Origin of the sequence: Pseudomaricurvus alkylphenolicus, assembly GCF_011683955.1 — a bacterium.
GTDB classification, from domain to species: Bacteria; Pseudomonadota; Gammaproteobacteria; order Pseudomonadales; family Cellvibrionaceae; genus Pseudomaricurvus; species Pseudomaricurvus alkylphenolicus.
This window is the reverse complement of the sequence record NZ_JAAQPI010000010.1, coordinates 137,159-159,444: the sequence shown is the minus strand read 5'-3', so window position 1 is coordinate 159,444 and position 22,286 is coordinate 137,159. Positions and strand designations below refer to the sequence as shown.

At 51.7% G+C, this 22,286-nt stretch carries 18 protein-coding genes and 1 pseudogene; 6 read left to right on the top strand and 13 right to left on the bottom strand.

Annotation, left to right across the window (positions count from 1 at the left end):
- Positions 1 to 11 precede the first annotated feature (11 nt).
- Positions 12 to 1,019 carry an AraC family transcriptional regulator gene (locus HBA55_RS23230; RefSeq protein WP_166996277.1) on the bottom strand — a complete coding sequence of 336 codons (1,008 nt, stop codon included), beginning with the start codon at positions 1,017 to 1,019 and terminating at the stop codon, positions 12 to 14.
- A gap of 226 nt (positions 1,020 to 1,245) precedes the next feature.
- Between HBA55_RS23230 and HBA55_RS23225 the strand changes: the two genes are divergently transcribed.
- A complete protein-coding gene (locus HBA55_RS23225) occupies positions 1,246 to 2,214 on the top strand; it encodes an NAD(P)H-dependent flavin oxidoreductase (protein WP_166996275.1) in 969 nt (322 codons plus the stop codon).
- A 169-nt stretch (positions 2,215 to 2,383) separates the two neighbouring features.
- A complete protein-coding gene (locus HBA55_RS23220; protein ID WP_166996273.1) occupies positions 2,384 to 3,529 on the top strand; it encodes a GGDEF domain-containing protein in 1,146 nt (381 codons plus the stop codon).
- Between the two features lie 52 nt (positions 3,530 to 3,581).
- Here the strand turns inward: HBA55_RS23220 and HBA55_RS23215 are convergent, their stop codons facing one another.
- From HBA55_RS23215 to HBA55_RS23200, 4 genes are all read right to left on the bottom strand, one after another.
- On the bottom strand, positions 3,582 to 5,873 hold the full coding sequence (locus HBA55_RS23215) for a TonB-dependent receptor (protein WP_166996271.1): 2,292 nt from the start codon (positions 5,871 to 5,873) through the stop codon (positions 3,582 to 3,584).
- A 70-nt stretch (positions 5,874 to 5,943) separates the two neighbouring features.
- Positions 5,944 to 7,353, bottom strand: coding sequence for an aldehyde dehydrogenase family protein (locus HBA55_RS23210; protein ID WP_166996269.1), 1,410 nt, complete (start codon positions 7,351 to 7,353; stop codon positions 5,944 to 5,946).
- 31 nt (positions 7,354 to 7,384) lie between these two features.
- Positions 7,385 to 8,269 (bottom strand): MBL fold metallo-hydrolase, encoded by an 885-nt coding sequence (locus HBA55_RS23205; protein WP_166996267.1) that lies wholly within the window; start codon positions 8,267 to 8,269, stop codon positions 7,385 to 7,387.
- A gap of 20 nt (positions 8,270 to 8,289) precedes the next feature.
- On the bottom strand, positions 8,290 to 9,165 hold the full coding sequence (locus tag HBA55_RS23200; protein WP_166996265.1) for an NAD(P)H-binding protein: 876 nt from the start codon (positions 9,163 to 9,165) through the stop codon (positions 8,290 to 8,292).
- Positions 9,166 to 9,616: 451 nt separating this feature from the next.
- Between HBA55_RS23200 and HBA55_RS23195 the strand changes: the two genes are divergently transcribed.
- Positions 9,617 to 10,585, top strand: a complete 969-nt coding sequence (locus HBA55_RS23195) for a helix-turn-helix domain-containing protein (protein ID WP_166996264.1) — start codon at positions 9,617 to 9,619, stop codon at positions 10,583 to 10,585.
- Between the two features lie 163 nt (positions 10,586 to 10,748).
- Here the strand turns inward: HBA55_RS23195 and HBA55_RS23190 are convergent, their stop codons facing one another.
- From HBA55_RS23190 to HBA55_RS23175, 4 genes are all read right to left on the bottom strand, one after another.
- A complete protein-coding gene (locus HBA55_RS23190; RefSeq protein ID WP_166996260.1) occupies positions 10,749 to 11,213 on the bottom strand; it encodes an outer membrane beta-barrel protein in 465 nt (154 codons plus the stop codon).
- A gap of 730 nt (positions 11,214 to 11,943) precedes the next feature.
- Positions 11,944 to 12,573, bottom strand: a complete 630-nt coding sequence (gene rhtB / locus HBA55_RS23185) for a homoserine/homoserine lactone efflux protein (RefSeq protein ID WP_166996258.1) — start codon at positions 12,571 to 12,573, stop codon at positions 11,944 to 11,946.
- 72 nt (positions 12,574 to 12,645) lie between these two features.
- On the bottom strand, positions 12,646 to 12,894 hold the full coding sequence (locus tag HBA55_RS23180) for a hypothetical protein (RefSeq protein WP_166996256.1): 249 nt from the start codon (positions 12,892 to 12,894) through the stop codon (positions 12,646 to 12,648).
- Positions 12,887 to 13,912, bottom strand: coding sequence for an AraC family transcriptional regulator (locus tag HBA55_RS23175; protein ID WP_166996254.1), 1,026 nt, complete (start codon positions 13,910 to 13,912; stop codon positions 12,887 to 12,889). Before HBA55_RS23175 ends, HBA55_RS23180 begins: the two co-directional genes overlap by 8 nt.
- Before the next feature lie 179 nt (positions 13,913 to 14,091).
- Between HBA55_RS23175 and HBA55_RS23170 the strand changes: the two genes are divergently transcribed.
- From HBA55_RS23170 to HBA55_RS23160, 3 genes are all read left to right on the top strand, one after another.
- Positions 14,092 to 16,407, top strand: coding sequence for a TonB-dependent receptor (locus HBA55_RS23170; RefSeq protein WP_166996252.1), 2,316 nt, complete (start codon positions 14,092 to 14,094; stop codon positions 16,405 to 16,407).
- An 83-nt stretch (positions 16,408 to 16,490) separates the two neighbouring features.
- Positions 16,491 to 17,678: a M24 family metallopeptidase gene (locus tag HBA55_RS23165; protein ID WP_166996250.1), complete on the top strand. Its 1,188-nt coding sequence runs from the start codon at positions 16,491 to 16,493 to the stop codon at positions 17,676 to 17,678.
- 458 nt (positions 17,679 to 18,136) lie between these two features.
- Positions 18,137 to 18,589, top strand: coding sequence for a DMT family transporter (locus tag HBA55_RS23160; RefSeq protein WP_166996248.1), 453 nt, complete (start codon positions 18,137 to 18,139; stop codon positions 18,587 to 18,589).
- Between the two features lie 89 nt (positions 18,590 to 18,678).
- On the opposite strand, the pseudogene HBA55_RS38325 reads toward HBA55_RS23160, so the two are convergent.
- The 4 genes and pseudogenes from HBA55_RS38325 to HBA55_RS23145 form a co-directional block, all read right to left on the bottom strand.
- A pseudogene (locus HBA55_RS38325) lies at positions 18,679 to 19,086 on the bottom strand (GFA family protein); the annotation flags it as partial.
- Positions 19,087 to 19,294: 208 nt separating this feature from the next.
- On the bottom strand, positions 19,295 to 20,617 hold the full coding sequence (locus tag HBA55_RS23155) for an FMN-binding glutamate synthase family protein (protein WP_166996246.1): 1,323 nt from the start codon (positions 20,615 to 20,617) through the stop codon (positions 19,295 to 19,297).
- Between the two features lie 18 nt (positions 20,618 to 20,635).
- Positions 20,636 to 21,316 carry a GltB/FmdC/FwdC-like GXGXG domain-containing protein gene (locus HBA55_RS23150; RefSeq protein ID WP_166996244.1) on the bottom strand — a complete coding sequence of 227 codons (681 nt, stop codon included), beginning with the start codon at positions 21,314 to 21,316 and terminating at the stop codon, positions 20,636 to 20,638.
- Positions 21,317 to 21,374: 58 nt separating this feature from the next.
- A complete protein-coding gene (locus HBA55_RS23145; protein WP_166996242.1) occupies positions 21,375 to 22,274 on the bottom strand; it encodes a class II glutamine amidotransferase in 900 nt (299 codons plus the stop codon).
- Positions 22,275 to 22,286 lie beyond the last annotated feature (12 nt).

The following is a 22,286-nucleotide window of genomic DNA, read 5'->3' as shown; positions in this document are numbered from 1 at the left end:
CATCAGGCAGATCATCTTTGATTTTTGCGATACGCCGTCGGCGGAACTCCGATCCATTGTTTAAACGTTCTCGTAAACGAGCTGGTTTCAGAAAACCCCAGCCGGACGCTGATCTCCTCCATCGTCAGATCGGTATTGATCAACAGCTCAATGGCGGAGTCGCGCTTAAGGTGGTTTTTGATAGTCAGGTAAGTGGTGCCCTCATCCGCCAGCCGGCGCTGCAACGTATAGGGTTTAACCTTCATGATCGCGGCCAGCTCCGGCAGCGTTGGCAGGGCATCGAGCTTGTCGTTGATTTCGCCGGCCACCTTCGCCGCCCAGCTGTCAGTTTTAAAGTCGAGCAGAAACAGCGCGAAATACGGGTCTTTCAGCAATAGTTCCAGACCGGCCTGATCTTGCCTTACCGGTTTTTGCAACAGTGATCGCGGCAGGCTCATACGAGAGCGATCACAGTCAAACGACATGGACGCGCCGTAATACACCGCTCTAAAGTCTCTGGCAATGGCCGGCTTAGGGTACTCGAACTCCAGATGACTGATGGCGATGATCTCCCGACTCAACCAGCTGAGTATCCGGTGGGTGACAAAAAACAGATCACCGCCAAAACCGTCGGTATCATCGTGCGACAGAACCACCAGGTGGATCAGCTCCTCTTCAATCTCTATTTGAAAACTGACCCCTTTGTCTACAATCTGAAAAAAGCCTGCCAGACGCTCGAGTACCTGCTCCATCGTTTTGGCCGTCACCAGCCAATGCATCAATAATGAGCGGCTCCCCACGGGCAGGGGCTCCCTGGCGCGCCCCAATAATTCATCACCTGAGGCCAATATCAGCAGGCTTGTAAATCGGGCCAGCTGCTCCAGGGTCACCCTGGCGTCGGAAACCTGCAGTAAAGGCTTCGGAATACGGCACTCCCTTAACAAGATATCAATTGTGTTTGCGTCCAGGGTAACCCCTGACAGGGCCGAATGAATAAAGGAAACACTGAATGAAAGTGCCTTTTTATCCGTTTTTCGCATATTTTAACCACACGTTGCTTAAAATTTACCGACATTTTTTGGTTGCCTGCTTTTGTCAGCAGCCCCATAGCATGCCATAGAATTGGGGCCAATTGTGATAAAGTGTCAAATACTCTGTATAACCTCGTCATTCCGCACACGCCTGCCACCACGCATAATACCCCCACAAAACCCGGACATTTGCGGCTAAGGCTATCGCCTTCGAACACTCAATTCAGGAGAAATCATGAAAACACGTTTGACAGAATTACTGGGCATCGAATACCCGATCGTTTGTGGTGGCATGATGCGCGTGGGCACCGCCGAGCTGGCAGCAGCCGTATCCAATGCCGGCGGCCTGGGAATTATGACTGCCCTGACCCAACCCACCCCTGAGCTGCTGAAGGCCGAGATAGAAAAGTGCCAGTCACTCACGGACAAGCCCTTTGCGGTAAACCTGACCGTGGGCGTGGTGGCGACGGAAATCAACTACGATGACTACGTGGACGTGATCTGCGACAGCGGCGTCAAGATCGTGGAGACTGCCGGACGCAGCCCTGAGCCGTTTATGGAAAAGTTTAACGCCCATGACATTAAGGTGATTCATAAGTGCGTTGCGGTACGCCACGCCTTAAAGGCTGAAAAAATCGGTGTGGCTGCGGTCAGCATCGATGGCTTCGAATGTGCCGGTCACCCCGGTGAAGAGGATATTCCGGGCCTGGTATTGATTCCCGCCGCGGCGGACAAGCTGAGCATCCCCATTCTCGCATCCGGCGGCTTTGCCGATGGACGCGGACTGGCGGCGGCCCTGGCGTTGGGCGCCGATGGGGTCAATATGGGCACCCGCTTTTTGGCCACTCAGGAGGCGCCCGTTCACGACAATGTCAAGCAAGCCATCGTCAATATGAAGGAGACCGATTCCACCCTGATCTTCCGCAAGTTCAAAAATACCGCTCGGGTGTTTAAAAACGATGTTGCCCTCAAGGTACAGGAAATTGAAAACGCCGGTGGTGATTTTTCAGAGATCCACCCCTATGTGAGTGGTAAAAACCAGGAGAAAGCCTGGTCCACCGGTGATGTTAATGCCGGTATGGTCACCTGGGGAATGTGTGGTGGACTGATCAATGAAATCCCCACCTGTGAAGAAGTGGTCACCGGCATTGCCAAAGATGCTAAGGCGATCATCACCCAGAAATTGGCAGCAGTGGCCGGATAAATCCGCTCAGCCCCCCATCTTATCCCTCCTTGTGTGCTTCCAGGCCACCGTGGTAACAAACCCGGTGGGCTGCCCCATTTACAGGGGCTTGCAACCTTGCTTGCCATTGAAATTACTGGCCTTTTGTTTGAAAATCTCTCTTCCGGGCGCTTGCACAGGAAGTAACCAAATGCCAGAACAACAGGGATCCATGCTGACTGTGTATTTCAGCCTGTCTTGCCTGTTCGCCATCCTTGGCATGTTACCCTGGCAACCCTCCGAAACCATGCGCATCGAAAAGCGCACCGTAGTCCTGGCGCGGACCTACCTTCTCACTCAATCACTGTGGTTTGTCATTATCTTTCTGAATATGAGCTTCAGCGGCAGACTCTGGGCCACCATCAGTGACGCCCTGATTTTCTTCAGCTACTCAGTTACTATTTTTACCTTCCACTCGCTTGCCGGGGTTAACGCGCCGCGCCGCTCCTGGGCAATGGTCGGGCTGGCATTATTTATCGCCATTCCGGTTACCGTCATGACACCGGGCTACGCCAACAAACTGCATATGGGCAATTTGGCGGCCCTTATCCTGCTGGCGGAAAACGCCCTGGCGATTCGAACCTTTGCCAGCAAGCGTAACGATGTAGCGGCTCGCACGCTGATGCTGATGGCCTTTTTCTTTGTGGCCATGTTTTGCCTGCGCTCCGTCTTTCTCTACATTGATCCGTCCTGGGCCAGGTGGAATGAAAGTTATATCAGCTTCCTGATGCCGCTGATGGCCCTGGCCGTCACCTTTATGGTGTTGGCCTCCATGGCAATGACGGCGCAGGATCAGCTGTTGCACCTGGCGCTAAGGGATAAACTCACTGGCCTGCGCAATCGCCATGCGGTTATGCAGGATTACAAATCGTTTGCCAGCTCGGCAGACCGGCACCGTAAAGCCTTTGCGCTGGTGGTTTGTGATCTCGATTTCTTCAAGTCGGTGAATGATCGATTTGGCCATGCCTCTGGCGATCTGGTTCTGGTTCGGTTTGCCGGCACCCTGCAATCTATACTGCGCGACAGTGATGTGGCCGCGCGAGTTGGGGGTGAGGAATTTGTTATGTTAATCAGCGAGACAGAACAGGAAAGCCTGGATAAATTGTGCCAACGCCTGCTGGATACCACCCGCACCATCGATTTTTCTGATATCGACCCTGCCTGCCAGTTGACCACCAGTATCGGTGCGACCCTGGTGGACAACCCCGGCACCACCTTTGACGATGCCTTCCAGCAGGCGGACCTGCGATTGTATGCCGCCAAGCGCGACGGGCGTGATCGAGCGGTTACACATTAGCCTGCCACGCCGCCATCGACTTGATTCAACCCCTTTCCGGACAGAAGCCGGATCAGAAACGTCGTTTAACCTCAAAGAAAATCTGTCGGCCAACGGTGGTGCTGGCAAAATGATTTCCCTGGAAAATAAACGCATCGCCCGCGTAGCTGAAGGTTTGCTTATCCGTCAGATTTTTGATCGACAGAGCCAACGACAGGGTTTCATTGGCCGAGGTTAATCCGACCCGGGCATTGACCTTCCAAAAGGCGTCCTGAACGTCCAGGGGATCTCGGTCAAATGCATAGTGCACGTCATCAGAATAGTTGGCACCAAAGCGACTGCGTAATTCCCAGCCATCGAACACGGTGCGGTTGTACTCTGCCCAGACATTACCACTCCATTCCGGGGCAAAGGACATCTTGACGCCAGCGCCGTTATTGCTGGCTGGATCACACGCACTAGGAACACCAATGGGCTGTGTGACGCAGCTGAAACCGGGAAAGTCATCAAACTGTGCATCCAGATAGGCCATAGCACCACCGATCGTCAAACCCTCACTCAGGCGCCAGCGCCCATCCACTTCGAAGCCTTCAATCGTCGATTCAGCGGCGTTTTCAATGGTAAAGATTGCCCCATTAAAACTCGATACCTGCAGATTGGTGTACTGCGTTTTAAAAACCGCCAAATTCAACTGGGCAGCACCATCGGCCAGGTTCATCTTGGTACCCAGCTCAATGGACTTCACTTCTTCCTCGTCGAAGCTGAAGTCATTAAGATCCCCCGTGGTGTTTTGCGAGTCGAATCCGCCGGCCTTGGTTGCCTTGGCGAGCGCGGCATAGACCTGAACGTCGGGATTGAGATCCCACTGGATTTTGAGGGAGGGGTCCAGACTCTCTTCGTTACGCTCATCCTCCATTAAGGGGGCAGGAACCCAACCCAGGTTGCTGGCCGCTAGCAAACTGCGGGCACTGGCATTGTCGATAAAGGGGGCACCCAAAACGCTGATGGCGGTCTTTTGCGACGCCTCTTTTTCCTCCTCGGTATAACGTACCCCCAAGGAGACTCTGAAGTCATCGCGGATATTCCAGGTGACCTCGGCGAAGGCTGACCAACTGCGCGTGGTTTGATCAAATTGCCAACGGGGCGAGACCCCGAAAGGGGCCTCGGGGGCGCCGATCATGGCAAACATTGGGTTCAGTGTTGGAAAATTGAGGTCGAACCCGTGAAACAGATCAATTTGCTGATCCAGGTAATTTGCCCCGACGATATAATCAATGGTGTTGCCCGGTTCCGAAGCAAAGCGAATCTCCTGCGAGAATTGCTCAAACGATTCCTCCGAAGCACTGACCATCAGATCCAGGTTGGTCATGTCGGCGTCCAGCCGTTGGTGATAATCATAACCGGAGTAGCTGCTGGCAAAGGTGAAGGTTCCCGCTTCCACCCCATATTCGACGTTAAGCGCGATATTGTCGGTATCGATATCTGTGAATTCATCGGCGTCGGCGGAGCGCGTATCGTCCAGATCCTCCGTCAGATCGCCCCCGAGTGCATGGTACAGAACCGGCGTGAGACCGGTGTCTGCCACCTCCGCCAGCTGAAACAGATTGCCCTCCAGATCCCGCTGGGCCGCCTCCAGCTTCAGCCCGACAATCAAGTCTGTGGTCGGCGCCCATTCCAAAGAACCGCGGATGACATAAGAACCAATCTCTCCGTTATCATCGTCACCCGTGGTGATGTTGTCCATATAAGCGCCTTGCAGATCGCTTTTCAGCGCCAGGCGACCTCTTAAGTTGCTGCTGATGGGACCGGAGACAATCGTCTCCAGGGCATAGCCGTCGTTTTCGAATTCGTAGGCGGCTTGAACCGAAGCTTCAAACTCATCGGAAGGCTTGGCGGATACCACACTCACACCACCGGCGATCGCGTTCTTGCCAAACAAAACCCCCTGCGGACCACGCACCACTTCAATACGTTCAACATCAAAAAAGGGTGTCAGGAATTGATTACTGCGCCCGGCATAGGCACCGTCAATAAACATAGCCACCGACTGCTCGAAGGCTCGGTTTGCGGCTCCGGAGCCCAGGCCGCGAATCGCCAGCACACCATTAAACGGCGACGACGCGGTTTGCAGATTGGGGACGAACTCCCCCAGTCCGGATATCTCAGTAATCGTTGCTTCTGCAATAAATTCGCCATCCATCGCCGAAACAGACAGGGGCACATCCTGCAGAGTTTGGGGGCGTTTTTGAGCGGTGACGATTACCTCTTCCAGTACGTACTGCGCGGCCGACGCTGTATGGCAAGCGGCGGTGCCAATCGCAGCGATCAGGAACTTTTTGCCAATATTACTGCTGTACTTTTTCATTTTTTATGTCTCTCCGGTAAATTTTGTTTTGGGTATTGCCGGTCATTATTTTGCTTGCGTTCTGATAAGATCAGTGATCGGGAATATGCATTGACTGAATAACGGTGTATTCCTCCAAGCCCTCGATCCCAAACTCCACACCGATACCCGAACTTTTAACACCACCAAAAGGCACGTGTGGAGACACCGCTCCGTGGCCATTGATCCAAACCGTTCCACATTCCAGGCGACTGGCAACCGATTTCGCCTGTTCGATACTGCTGGACCACACCGAGCCCCCCAACCCCATCTCCGAGTCGTTGGCTCTGCAAATCACGTCGTCGATATCCGTATACCTGAGGATTGGCAATACAGGCCCAAATTGTTCTTCTTTGACCAATCTCATCTCGTCGGTTACGTCGGCAACCAATGTCAGGGGATAGAAATACCCCTTACCTTGCGGGGCGACACCGCCACAAAGTACACTGGCACCGCCCTGACGGGCGTCCTCCACCAACTCACAGATGTAATTAAACTGACCTTGATTCTGAATCGGACCAAACAGGTTATCTTCGTCCAGACCATTACCCATGGGCATACTGGTAGTCACTTGTGTCAGTGAGCGGCAAACCTCTTCATACTGGGACTCGTGGACGTAGAGTCGCTTCAACGCGCCGCAGGTCTGCCCGCCGTTAATAAAGGCGCCCCAGAAAATACCCTCGATCACCTCTGGAACATTGGCGTCGGGCAGAATAATGCCGGCATCGTTGCCACCCAGCTCCAAGGTCAAACGCTTGAGACCGCCAGCGGCGCCGCGCATCACCGTTCTGCCCACGGGGGTAGAGCCGGTAAACACCACCTTATCAATACCAGGGTGCTCAGGCAGTTGGTATCCGATGTTGCCCGAAACCACATTCAGCACGCCGGCTGGCAGAGCCTGGTTGAGGATTTCCACCATTCGCAAAGTGCTTAGCGGCGTATTGGATGCCGGTTTGACAACAACCGTACACCCTACACGAAGCGCCGGAGCCAGGTGCCAAATGGCGATCAACAGAGGCCAGTTCCAAGGCGTGATGGACGCCACCACCCCCACCGGTTTGCGATACAGGAAAGCTTGAGACTGCTCGCTGGCCTCCAGTATCTTTACCGGCAGAGACATGCCCGCGGTGGCGCGCAACCAGGATACGCATGCCTGGACCTCAAACTCCGAACCACGCCCCTTAAGGGGCTTTCCCTGCTCAAGGGTTAATAAACGTGCCAGCTCTTGCGCATGGGATTCGATCAGATCCGCCATCTGCCGTAGCGCCCGGACACGGACTTCGCCATCGGTTTCGGACCAATGCAGATAAGCCTTGCGTGCAGACGTCACCGCCGCATCCAACTGTGCTTCTGTGCATTCCGGAAAAGTGCCCACTGGTTCCTCTGTTGCCGGGTTGAGGACGGTCCGTGCTCGCCCCCCGGCCTCTTTTTTACCGGCGATTACGGCATGAAAGTCTGTCACTTTTAGCTCCTGTTTACTGTTTGGAATCCGCTCACGCTGAATACGAACCTATGGCAATCGTGCCTTCACCGAATTTAATGTGGCCGTGAGTAAGATCGATCAAGGCTGGGTCCGTCATTGCAGGGCCAATAGTCATATAGATCACACCCTCCAGCTTCCAATCCGGATATTGATTCTCCAATGCCTGAACCATTTCAATTTGGGGACGATATGGCTCGTATTGACTTTGATAGAAACTTAAGTAGTCAATCGCTTCATCAAAGATTTCAGTCCCACCCACATAACCGTGCCCGGGCACCACCACGTCAATGTCAAACCTGGCGCGAACGTCCTCGATGGACTCTATCCAAAGGTCAGGCCGATTCAGTCCTGCTCCGATATAATAGTGGCATTGGTTATACAGTTGATCGCCAGCTATATAGGTTTTGATCTCCGGCACGTAAAACGCAGTGGCATAAACGGTTTCCGCGGGTTTCAAGTCCACCAACTGAATCTCATGCCCGCCAAAGTCGTAGCTATCCCCCTCCAGGGGCTGTATATCAAACAGATCCGTGGGGATTTCGCCCTCGAATGGCCCCACGTTAAACACACCGGTCCAACGCAGCTGTCGAGCCCGGAAGTCCAATTCGATTTCCTTACGAATCAGCGGTCTGGCGTAAATTTTGGCGTCAGGAAAGTGTCTTAGGAGTTCAACACCGCCCCAAACATGATCGGGGTGGCTATGAGTCAGGAAGATTGCCTCCAGAGGCTTGCCGATTTCCTTGATGCGCTTCGCCAGCAATGCCGCATCAGACTTCATAAATAGCGTATCGACCAGCACAGCGCTGTCGTCGGTATACAGAATCGTAGAATTTGGCCAGGGAGGAAGAGTTCCATAAACCACTTCTATAGAGAGCTTCTTTTTCAACATCGTCATACTACCTTTTCGTTTTTGCGTTACATTGGCTGGTTTAGTTGGTGTCGTCCCAGCCACGACTGGGCCGACTCCGGAGACCTTCCGGACAAGTTCAATACATCGGATGTGACATCACTCATCATTCCCTGCCTGAACACCGTTTGAAACAAGGGCGTAACCCGGGCAACATGTTCAATGCCTTCATAGGCAACGCCCCAGATATCCTTCAGGCGATCAGCAAATTCGCTGCAATTGACATTAACGAGCTTGATGTCCGATCCGTGTAACTCGTTGATAAGGCCGGCAACATCGGCGTAGCTCAGAGCTTCAGGCCCGGTAAGCTTGTAGATCCGGTTGCGATGGTGGTCAACTGGATCACGCAATACCCCTACGATAGAAGCGGCAATGTCATCGCGAGAAACGTAAGAAACTCTTCCGCTCCCCGCACAAGTCACTAACTGACCCGTTTTAAGCCAAACCGGGTACTGCTCGGCAAGATTGTCGGTATACATGGAGGTGCGCAGAATCACCGCCGGTACAGGAGAATTCAGCAGGGCTGATTCCATTTCTCCATAGGCCCGAGCGAAGGGCAACGGGGAGTCCAATCGGGTATCCATAATGCCAATGAATAGGATTTGCGAGACGCCTGCGCGCTCCGCCGCTGCAACCACATTGCGGCCTTGCATCGCCCTTCTGTCGGTATCGGCAAAGCTCGGGATAAAGACCACTCTTTCAACCCCCTCAAAAGCTTTCACCATGCCATTTACATCGTCATAGTTGACAATACGGAAGTTCGCATCTACACCTTGAGGGTTGACTCTGGCTCCAGCGACGACTTGATCAGAATTCTCAGAAGTGATCAGGTGCTTTAACACTCGCCTGCCAATACGGCCACTAGCTGCGCAAACCAAAATCATAGCGTCACCATTGGGCTGCCAGGAGAATGAGCCCTTAGACTCAGTTTGATCATTAACATTGCCTCTTTTGACCTCTTTTACTGAAATTGCAAAAATTCTCTTTCAAACCACAGGACTCAGAGTAGCGCCGGACCAGCGCCAAAAATTGCCTGAAGGTGAACTATTTCTTGCTTGTGACCACCGACGAAAAGCTAGGGTCGACGCCTTAACCTCCCCCGTACCTGCGACCGAAAAACAGGCGCTGGGAGCCTTAGGCAGGCCGGTAGACTGTGATCCTACAGAGGTGTTATTCTGGATTTTCTATACCCCTATTCGAGGTCAATTTTGGCCCAAACAATGGCAAAGGAATCATACGGTGGGTTGAGAGCTGCCGGCTGCATCTCCACAAGGAGACCATCAGAGAAACATTCAGAATCGTCACGAGATGTGACGAGAGGCTAAAATCCCGTTTATGAAACAGTCCTATTCAACAAGAAGGATTCCGCTCGACAAGCGACTCAAATTCTGGAGCAACCAGAGCAGTCATCTTCTGTTTCCCCTGGAGATCGATACACACGAATATGGGGGTCAGAAGTTTTTCGGCACAATGGTTTCTAATAATGTAGGGCCTGTTACCATCTACGAGATCAAGGCCCAGGCTCACAACGTGCACCACCCGGAGCCCACGGGCCCGAGTAATGAGCAGACATTTATTGTGGTGATGATTCAAACCTTTGGAACAGGCCACGTTGCGCAGGGGGGGCACAATGTCACTCTCAATCCGGGGGATATTACACTGCTCGATTCGGCCAGAGGCTTCGATCTCAGGTTTCCGGGACCGGTCAAAGTATTCCTTCTGCAAATGCCTTGGGACGAAATTCACAGGGATTTAATTTCTCCCCAACGAATCACAGGGCTCGCCATCCCCGGCAGCGAAGGCATCGGCTGCGTGGCCTCCAGTTTTCTAAAAACCTTTATTCAACAAGCACCGAACCTTAGCCTTCCAGAAGTCAGCAGTTTAACTCGGTCTGTGATTGAAACTCTAAATGTCGCAGCGCTCTCATATCTGGATGTATCCGCTCGAGAATCCACCGACTGCCGCGCGTTCCAATTGCATCAGATCAGACTCTATATTGAAGAGCACCTGAGAGACTCGGATCTATCGATCGAGAAAATTGCCGAAGCCCATGGCATTACGGAGAGGTACATGCACAAATTGTTCAAAGCTGAAGGGATTTCGGCCAGTCGATTACTCTGGGAGCGTCGCCTGGATCGCTGTAAACGAGATATCGAAAACCCCTACTTTTCCGGAAAGTCCATAACCGAAATCGCCTATTCCTGGGGATTCAGCAGCTCTTCCCATTTCAGCCGTGTCTTTAAACAACGCTTCCAAAAGAGCCCGAAGGCATTCCGCCCAGCAGACCCCAAGGCGGGTACGTAAACAAGGCAGCCAGGGTTTTACCGCGAAAACGGCATGAGAAATCGAGTCAGAATAGCGGACCATATGGCGGCTAAAGAGGGCATGTGAGAACCCATTTTTGGGTCGTGGATATTTTGCACGAGTTGAATCGACGCTCTCAAGAGCGCCGACCCATAGCGATCAATCAGAAATGAAAGTTGGCACCGAGGCTGTAGAAGTTAACGTCTTCTTCTACAATGGTGTACTCGGCTTCCAGAGTGACCGCGCCAAGTCTCCAGCCGGCGCCGATACCCGCTGAGAACCCGGTTTCTTCCTCACTGGCGAAGGAAACCTTGAGTTCCTCTCTCAGCACACCGGCTTTCGCCTTTAGGTAGAAATCGCCCTCACTGCGGTAGACACCATAGAGCGCAAAAGAACGAAAATCTGCAGATCCGTATCCGTAATCCACATCGGCGTAGTTGGCCTCGAACTCCGCACCCCAGCTGCCTTTTCGGTAGCCAATAACAGCGGCTTTTGGCGTGGATGCATCCAGACCAGAGACATCGACGTCCAGGGTTCCGGATTTTAGTCCGAGATAGAATTCACCGGAATCGGCGGCAAAAGCGGTGGAACTGGCGATCGCCAGAACAAAGGGTATGATCTTTTTCATGAAAATCCTTTTAAGTGTTTCATCTTGTTTTCGTTTCTTAATTCATTGCGAATTAAGTAGCGGGCATTCTATCCATATTCAGAATTTTCGCAAGTGCTACTTGAAACTGATGGCTGCAGCCCTCTAAAACAACTACCGTCGACACCGAGCTACAGGCAAACCGCACTCAAACGCCGAGATATCGAGGCGCCAAGAGGCCTTTATATCTCTTATACTTTTTGCTATTGTGGAGTGTGGTGAATTTTTGAGATTGCAACGCAATGCGAGGTCTGTAACATCTCATTCAATAAGTTAATAAACCACTACGTCTTCAGCGCCGAGCAGCTTGGAATTATTATGCGATAAATCGTCAAGTATGGCGACTTTCTGGGGAAAAATTCCCAACGCTGGAGGCCGGGACAGCTTTGAGTTTATGTGTAAACTCGCGATGGAAAAAGAGCAGTTATATGACGCCTTGGAGCAGGCATTCTTCTATTTCCACACCGTCCTGAATAGCAATAAATTTTATCTGGAAAAAAGCTACCATTAGCACTCCCATGGACAATGGCAGTCCGCTGCTACGGGAACGAGAAAGCACCGGCTAAACACATTTATTGGCTGGTTTGAGGTTTCAACATGTTTAACAGGTCGTGCTTGGTTATCCAAGCGCCGTTAACCAATACCCCATAATGCACAGAGGTGTCAGGGATATGCCGCAGAGGAACTCCTGCATGCCCCGCCATGTTATGCCTTATGCGTTTCGATAACTGGCCATTAGTCCCGCAACACCCACAAACATGCCACCGAAAACACGGTTTTGAATAACCTGATGGCTGTCGCTTTTCATCCAGCGGGACAGCTGTGACGCCAGGCTGGCATAGCCCACCATTACCACAATGTCAGCCACGATAAGCGTGGTGCCCATGACCAAATACTGAGTGCTCTGAGTCGCTACCTGAGTATCAACAAACTGCGGAAACAGGGCCAACAAAAACACCGTCGCTTTGGGGTTGGTGAGATTAACGAAGGCCGCTTGCCAGAACTGGCGCTGTTTGCTCTCTCGGCGGTTACCATCAATGCCGTCGTCAAAGGCCAATGGCGGCTGCGTCCACTTCTTGTATCCCAGCCAGACCAGGTAGACGACGCCGCACCATTTCACAATTTCAAACGCGAGTGCCGAGGACGCCAACAGCGCCCCAAGTCCGATACCCACAAGAACAATCTGTATACCATACCCCAGTTGCAGGCCGAATATGGCCGGCAGTGAATCTTTGACGCCATAGCGCAGGCCATTGCTCATGGTGTTAACGGCACCGGCACCGGGTGAAATCGAAATCAGCAGTGAGGCAACCACAAAAGCGAGCCAGAGTTCTAATGCCATTGGCGTAGCACCTTAAATCTTAAACATGAATGGTCTGCAATCATAGAGCAGTTGGCCCAAGGAAGACAATGCTCAGCGAACCCGCTTGAGCCTCGAAAGAGCAATTCCATCCAGTTTCATCTCCACGGGGGCCCCTTCATAGAATCCGCCGCCGAAACGAATATGGCCCATGGATTTGTCCTCACGGGTTATCTCAAAGTGACGATATCCTGTGTAATGGAAATGTTCATCCATGACATTGTCCCCCATGCGGGTAACGCCCCAAGGCAGCAATTTGAATAATCGATCGCCTTTCGAACGCAGCTGGCGGAATTCAGGCATATGCCAGGCGCCAATCGTGAGGAGATACTCCGGTAAAGGTTTTGAACGCTCTGGAAAAAGCACTGACATTGTTGTACCCCAGCATGTCGGCAAGATCTACCAGAGTGATATTGGAATTTAACAGATAATGCTCGGCAACCTCCTGACGAACTTCATTGAGCAGATCCCGAAACCCCATCCCCTGCTCCTTCAAGATCCGCTGCAATGCACGCGGGTGCTTATTCATGAGTTGTGAAATACCATCAAGATTACACAAACTGGTTCCCAGGTTAGTCCGAATCATTGCCCTGACCCCACAAATCACATCATCTCCAGGCTCGTCCACAAGTAGACCATCCAGATGCGCCTCTACAATGCTCAGTAATTCGGGATTGGCGGTTTCAATGGGTATCGATAGATAGTCCTTAGGGAAAACATAACCATCATACTCCTGATTAAAATAGACCGGTGCACGATAGTAGCGTTGATAGATTTTGTAGTTATCAGGTTGGGAATGGGAAAAAGAAACCGAAGCCAGAAGATAGTTTTCATTGAGAAACGATTGTGACGCCTTGATCATCAAGGTAATTGCCAATTGGTGCAACTGCACCAGCGATCCAGTGGTGGCGACTCGCTGATGTCGCTTCATGACAATATAGTCACCCTCCTCGCAAACCTGCCACATGGACGCCTGATTATAAAGCTTGGCGTACTTGAAGGTTTTGGCGACAGCCTCCCCCACGGTGGCGCACAATCTGGGCAACTGGGTCAATACACCAAAACGCAGCGAAGGTTGGTGTCTGGCAACGTAAAAACCAAAGTTTGGACACTGATTCCGCGTAGCCACATCATTTAGAAACGTCACAACCTGCTGGTACCCGAGATACGTTTTCGGGCTTAGCAGTTGCTGCTGTCGAATGCCACTCAACCTGAGAGAGTCTCTCAAATCTATTTCCAACTCCTGGGCCGCCTCCCAGGCACCCAACAGGATGTCGCTATCAGCAAATAGTGAAGGGTCCGAATCAAGGGACTTATCCATTGCTTGTCCTTATTGCTCCAATCTGTCGTAAATTGGTATGCCAATTGTCTCAAAATGGTATGCCTGTGGCAATCCAGCCGCGTATTGTTTACTGGCAATGTGCTCTTCAGCTGCCAAGTCTGGACTCGAGCCATCAGCAAACATAACAAGTGTCACTATATTCGAAGCGAGTACGCCTTATGAGCAATTATAAGATCCACACCACCCTGGCTGCCGGTTTGTTGGCCTCGGCGATCAGTACCGTAACCCAAGCACAAGACGACGGCTGGAGATTTGAAGAAATTGTGGTTACCGCACAAAAACGCGCTCAAAGCTCGCAGGACGTCCCCATTGCACTGTCAGCCTACACCGGTGACCACCTTAAACAAATTGGTGCTGCTGACTTTAAGGGCCTGACCAATATGACGCCAGGGTTCAGTGTCAGTGGAGGCAGTGATGCCTTTCCGCGATCCTATATTCGTGGCATCGGCTCTAACGACACCGGCATCGGTGCCGACCCCAGTGTTGGGGTCTATATCGACGGTATTTATGCCTCTCGCAACGGCGGCGCCCTGACCGAGCTGATGGACATTGCCCGGATCGAAGTACTGAAAGGCCCGCAGGGAACGCTATTTGGCCGTAACTCGATCGGAGGTGCGATCAGTATTGTCACCGAGGAGACTTCTGAAGAACTGAACGGCGAAATCTCGATGGAGTTGGGCAAGTACGACAATCAACATGCCAAAGGCATAATAAACCTGCCGTTAATCGAAGATACCCTCTACCTGCGTGCCTCAGGGAGCATTCAACAGCGCGATGGCTGGCAGGAAAACACGGAGGGTGGTGAATATGGAAACTCCAGAGATCGAGCCAATGGGCGCCTCAAACTCACCTGGCTGCCTTCAGAAGCCGTGGAAGTGGATTTTTCCAGCAACTGGAGTCGAATTGATGAAATGTCCGCCTATACCGAAAATATGCGCAAGCTCAGCCTTGCAGCAGGCGTACCGGCCTATGCCCCTTCCACCAGCAAAACCGGCGACCACACGAGCGCCAATGGCAACAGAGATCTGCTCTTCCGGTTGGGCCTTAAACCCTCCGCAAATGATCTGACAGCCGTTGAACCTATTCTGGAGCGACAACTGAGACAACACTCGGTCATCGTTAAGTGGGAGTTCAATGACGAACTGACACTGTCTTCCCTGAGTTCTTATAGAACCTTTACAACCACCTCCGCTTCAGACTATGACGGCACGGAATATCTGCTGGGCAATAACGATAAGTCTATCGAATTCAACGAATCCATCAGCCAGGAATTGCGTCTGACCAGCAGTAGCGACCGCCTGGATTGGTTCGTTGGTGTCAGCGCTGCCCATGAGCGAAACAGCATGGACTTCACCGTTTCCCTTATTGATGCCGGCGCACTCGATCCCTCCCTGGCAGGTGGCCCCCTGAATAACGGCAACCCCTTTTCCGAAAGCAGCTTCGTGTCCAGCTCGGTTGATAGTTATGCCCTCTATGGAGACTTGACCTGGCAAGCTACTGATCGACTGAACCTAACCTTCGGCGCGCGCTACTCGATTGACGAAAAAGAAATCCATTATGACAATCCCATTCAAACCGATGGGGCCGCATTGTTTGGCGGCGCCGGTTTTCTGATGCCATCCGGGCTGCAGTTTGTCGACGCGAATGGCATTCCAGATCCATCCATGCAAGAAAGAGAAGACAACTGGAGTAACTTTTCCCCACGCCTGGTGCTTGACTACGCACTGACGGAAAGTGCCATGGTGTACCTTAGCGCAACCAAGGGCTACAAGTCCGGAGGCTTTAACACCTATCCCACGCCTGACCCGTCCAACTTTCTCTTCGTCACGCCTGCGGCAACAGAAAGCTTCGACCCTGAATTGGCGACCAACTACGAGTTCGGAATCAAGTCAACCTGGTTCGACCAACGCCTGATGTTAAACGCCTCGATTTTTTATCTGAACTATCAGGATCTACAGGTTCGTCAAATCACCAACAATCTGGTCCAGATCAAGAATGCCGGTAAAGCCTCAAACAACGGGATGGAACTGGATATCAAGTACCTGGTGAGCGAAAACCTGACCTTGCTGGCAAATGCCACCTGGATGGATGCGGAATATGTTGAGTACAGCATGGGTGGTGCAGATTTGTCCGGAACCCCGCTACTCTTCTCTCCGAACTTTTCTGGAAGCTTGGCCTTGGATCACAGCTGGATGGTCGAAGGCATCGGTGACGTCCGCAGCTTTGTCAGCTACTCCTACAAGGGTAAACATTTGGTTCATGAGGGTATCGAGCAGGAAGGTTACGCGGTTGTGGATGCACGCGTGGCTTTGACCACCGAAGATGAGCAATGGGAATTCGCCATGTTTGCCAACAACCTGACAGACAAGAGCTATTTGACCAATTACGTGGGACAGATGGAAAGCTTCGGTTTTAGTGCCGGATACCGAAATACGCCAAGAACCTATGGTGTGTCTGCGAGCTATCGTTTCTGATTCCAGAGCCCGTTAGCGGAATGACGTATTGATAATAAAAGAATCCATCTCACATTAACCGGCAATTAATGCAGGAGTCTCCAATGAAGCCAAAACCAACCAGTGAATGTCCCGCCGCGCAAGAAATTACGTCGCGGATCGAAAGCGTGCAACTCAGGATGCAGGCACAAGGCCTGGATTATTATCTTTGTCACGATCCAGCCAATATTTTCTATCTGACCAATTTTTCCAATTTCGTACACGAACGACCATTTATTGTTCTCGTTCCCGCCAGCGGCAACCTTACCTTCCTGATGCCAAAACTGGAAGAACCTCATGTGCGCACCCAATCGGTAGGCAATATCGAGCTTTTGCATTACTTTGAATTTCCCGCCCCTGAGGGTGAAATGTGGTTCGATCGCCTACAGGATATACTGCAACCCAATCATCGCGTTGGTGTGGAAAGCCTTTGCCCATTCGCCGTCGTTGAGGCGATCCCGGGAGAGAGAGTCGCAACGGATATCGTCGACGATGTGCGGATGATAAAATCAGAGTATGAAATTGGACGCATCGCCTATACCTGTGAATTGCTCAACCAAGGACACAAACTATTACTGAGTGAGGCTCGTCCGGGCCAGATGCCGATCCTGATGCACAAAGAAGTCAGTACCCATTTGATGCAAAAGCTGCTAATGGACAATCCCAATACCAATGTCCTGAACAGCAAATTCAATGCCGCCTGCCAGCCTCCACAGATGTCCCATGACCCGCACAACTTTGGCGATTTGTTTGCGACTATTGTCGAGGGAGGACCACATGTGACGGTGGTACAGGGTTTGGCCAATGGTTACGGGGCGGAATTGGAACGTACGTTCTTTGTTGGCCATGTACCCGAGGCCGCCAAAAAGCCCTTTAACGATATGCTGGACGCCAGAGCACTGGCCTACGACCTGGCAGTACCCGGCGCCTGCATGTCAGAGGTTGATCGTCGTGTTAATGATCTGCTGAAATCCCGTGGTTATGCCGAAAACCTGTTGCATCGCACTGGCCACAGCTTTGGGGTAACCGATCACGAGGCCCCTTTCCTGGCTGAAGGTTACCAACACGAAGTTCAGCCCGGTATGGTATTCAGCATTGAACCGGCCATCTATTTACCGGGCACCGGGGGATTCCGTTTCTCCGATACGGTGCTGATCACTGAAACCGGCAACCTCAAATTAACGGATGCCCCTGAAACCCTGGAGGACTTAACGCTGGATATCGCTCAGATGGTTGAAACAGAAAACGACTGAGACGAATAGACAGCCCTATGTCAAAACTGCGATTTACCCTGTCCCTGCAACTTTGGTGTTTGTTCTGCTGTGGCGGGAGCTTGGATTGCCTTCAAAAAGTAGACTTCACTCAAAAGACTATTCTCAGCAATCAACCAGGAACTGTAGCGGTGCCAGCTCATCAGGTTGATTTCCAAAATTGGCAACTGAACAGAACCCGATCACCGTCTATTCTGATATCCATTGTAAACGCGTTTGTCACCATGCTGTAAAAGCGTCAGCCTGCAGGAATCTTTTTTAGGCGATAGTATTGACTGATATATCGATTTGAAGCGGTTCCTCGCTCCTTATAAAAGTATATAATGTCATGACCATAAATATTTAAGGCCATGACATTTGATGCAGCTAATCAAGGGCTAGAAAAACCGCTTACCTTCAAGTACCTCATTGATCGTCAAAACCAATATTAGGAGAATAAAGTGAAGTATTATTTATACTTAGCTTCCGCAATAGCTATCGGTGCAGCTCTTTCTTTACAGCCTTCAATAAACACGACCATGGCACGCGTTCTCGGAAGTCCTTTATTGTCCGCTGTGATATCCATTACGATAAGCTTCGTGGTCGTGGTTTGTTTATGGTTGGCGTTGGGGAGCACCTCGGATGATCTCACGCGAGTCAGACAACTGCCATGGTGGATTTTTGTCGGTGGGATAATAGGGGTTGTATTTGTGGCGGGTGCAATCGTCACAACGCCAGTTCTTGGGGTTGCCTTGTTTTTTGTCTGTGTTGTTGCCGGGCAACTTTTAGGCTCAACAGTAACCGATCACATTGGAGCCTTTGGACTAGAGGTTAAACCCATAAATTCGATAAAGATGATTGGTTTAGGGCTGGTGGTTTTGGGGGCGGCCTTGGTTCAATACAGCAATACATGACCGCTACCTCCTTCCGGCTGGAATCGTGGGGCGCCGACACATCAGCACAAAAATCAACCAGCAGTATCGTTATGACTATATCGTTATGACTATGAGTTCCTCGAATTTATTCGGACATTGGGAATCCAGGCGCTGGCACGACGGGCTAGTCTACAATTGATATCCTCCGAATCATAATTCCGGGATTCAACCGTATAGTCCCAGGATTCCAAATTATCAAAGCTGTGTATATTGACTACACCATACATCGAATTATCGATTTTACTAACAACCGCAGCCATGACGCCGCAATTTTTACATACAAGAAAGTCCGCTGACTTGGTAGCAAATTGATATAAAGTGGTTACGTCCCAGTCATTGATATTGATTTCCAAAGTCGCATCCACATGAGACGTCATTATTCCATTGTGTTTACTGCAGAAGGAACAGTCGCACGCTCTGGCGGCAATCAGATTTGATTCCAGCGGCCAGTGAAGCTGATAGTTGATATTGTTACAGTGACAACCACCCTAAATAGTTTGCAAATCATTTCACCTTCTAAAATTGAGAAAGATTGGATTTCACCGATGGGGCTTGCGATTGACTAAGTCCACCATATTGATCACACCCACGAGCTTTTTCACGAGGCGAGGATAAAAAGCCCCTCCGAAGAGGGGCAAAGATCACTGACGCACAAATCAGTGGAGGAAACTTGCCTATTGATATTTATTGAAACGGGGTTCCAGGTATCCAGTCTGTTCCAGCAAGCGGGACCTTCGCCATAGCAGCCGATTCCACGCTCAATGCAACCAGGTCCTCCGGTTCCAGATTATGCAGGTGAGACTTGCCGCAGGCTCTTGCAATGGTTTGAGCTTCGAGAATCATGCACTGCAGGTAATTCGCCAGCCGTCGTCCACCCAACTCCGGGTCCAATCGAGACATCAGGTCTTTGTCTTGGGTGGAAATCCCTGCGGGACACTTACCCTCGTGATAATCATCATAGTAGCCAGCGTCGGAGCCTATACGCTGATACTCCTCAGCCCATTTGGGATGATTACAGCCAAGTGCCACTAGCGCTGCAGTACCGATCGCTACTGCGTCAGCACCCAGTGCCATGCATTTGGCCACGTCCGCGCCATTTCGAATACCCCCGGAAACAATCAGCTGAACGGTTCGGTGCATACCCATCTCCTGCAGCGCCTTGACGGCTTGTGGTATCGCAGCCAAGGTTGGGATACCCACATGCTCAATAAACACGTCTTGGGTTGCCGCCGTGCCGCCCTGCATCCCATCAACCACAATAACATCGGCACCCGCTTTTACAGCCAGTTTGACATCGTAGTAGGTTCGGGTGGCGCCGACTTTAATATAGATCGGCACCTGCCAGTCCGTTATTTCCCGCAGCTCGTGAATCTTTATTGCAAGGTCGTCCGGACCCGTCCAATCAGGGTGACGACAAGCGCTCCTCTGGTCAACACCTTTGGGCAAGGTGCGCATCTGCGCGACTCGATCGGTGATTTTCTGGCCCAATAGCATCCCGCCACCACCGGGCTTGGCCCCTTGCCCCAGGACAATTTCGATGGCATCGGCCTTACGCAAATCATCTGGGTTCATACCGTAGCGCGAAGGCAGATATTGGTAGACCAGCTTATTGGAGTGCCCGCGCTCTTCAGGTGTCATGCCGCCGTCACCCGTCGTTGTGGATGTTCCCATTTGGGTAGCGCCACGGCCTAACGCTTCCTTGGCATAGGCTGACAACGCGCCAAAGCTCATACCGGCGATAGTCACGGGAATATCGAGATGAATAGGTTTTTTCGCAAAGCGATTTCCCAGAACCACATCGGTAGCACATTTTTCACGATACCCCTCAAGAGGATACCGGGACATGCTCGCGCCCAGAAAAAGCAAATCGTCAAAATGCGGCATCTTTCGCTTGGCCCCGAAGCCGCGGATGTCGTAGATACCCGTTGTTGCTGCCCGATCAATTTCTGCCAATGTGTCAATATCAAACGTGGCTGATTCTCTCAGTCCGGGATTCTTGTGTGTCATTGATCAATACTCCTGAGATTACAAAACCGCATTGTCGATGTTAAAGTTATAGAGCTTTCGAGCGGAACCGTAACGCTTGAATTGAAGCGGGTCGTCGTCAACCCCCGCCCGCTTGAGCAAGTCGGAGAGTTCGCGTATGTGTTCTTCCCGCATATCCTTCTCAACGCAATCGGCGCCTAGTGACTGTACCGAACCCTTGACATAGATATGGACCTCATAAAGGGAATCCCCCAAAGCGTCACCGGCATCACCACACACCACTAGGGTTCCGGCCTGAGCCATAAAGCAGCTCATATGGCCAACGCTGCCTTTCACAACAATATCCGCCCCTTTCAGCGAAATACCGCAGCGCGCTCCAGCATTACCCTCAACCACCAGCAGCCCCCCGCGTGCCGTGGCCCCGGCTGCCTGCGAGACATCCCCCTTGACGCGAACGGTACCGGACATCATGTTTTCCGCCACGCCTACGCCGGCACTACCATGAACGGTAACCTCAGCGCCTTTGTTCATACCCGCACAGTAGTAACCCGCGTGACCTCTGATATCAACTGACAGATTTTGATCCAGACCACAGGCAAGGCTGTGTGATCCCTTGGGATTTAAAACTTCCCAATTTCGTTCGGTGCACTCGCCCCGCTGATCATGCAGCGCCTGGTTTAGATCCCGTGTGGAGGTTTCTGATAAATCGATCGTCTTCATTTCTTTTCCCGATAATCTATTTCAAGTGAATCCGGAGGTCGTCGCCTCCCCTTTCCCGCTAGTCCCGATTCCAAGCGTAGATCCTGGCGGGCTCCGGTTCCCACACCTTGGCATTTTCAATACCCGGCAAGCTCGTCAGTGCCTGATACTCCGAGGCCATGGCTACATAATCGTCAGTTTCTGCCAGTATTGCGGGTTTGCAAGCGATAGCGTCTCGCACTACTGCGAAGCCATCGCGTGTGCCAACGGCAAAGGTAAAGAATCCGTCCAGATCTTCGAGCGCGTTCTCCAGAGCTTTATGTAAGCTCTCTCCCTGCTTAAGACGATGAGTTAAATATCCGGCAGCCACCTCTGAATCGTTCTCTGTGGAGAATTGGATGCCTTCTCGAAGCAGCTCTTCTCGCAATCGGTTGTGATTCGACAGCGAACCGTTGTGCACCAAACACAGATCCATACCCGTTGAGAACGGGTGGCAACCCTTCTCGGTCACTGCTGATTCCGTCGCCATGCGCGTATGGCCAATGATATGACTACCCTTCATGTCCCTAAGGTTAAAGGTGTCAGCGATCTCTTGGGGTTCTCCAACGGATTTTAATATTTCGATGGAACGCCCTGCACTCATCACTGCCACATCGGGGGCATGGGTGGCGAAAACGCTTTCCGCGACTTCCCGTGTGGCCTGCAGTTTGAACACGGCCACCCGACTGTTTTGAAACCAACTCACGGCAATATCGCATTGGCCTTCGATATTGTCGGCCAGACCTTTCCAATCATACGATTCATCTGGGTGGCTCAGAACCAGCTTTACACAGTCCTCTGCGACTTCATCGCCATATATTGCAAAGCCGGCACTGTCCGGACCGCGATCGGTCATGGCAACCAACATGGGCTCGAACAGGCTTCCAATTTGATGCTCCAACGCCTTATTCTTCAAGTAAAGGCCAACAATTCCACACATAAAGATCTACCT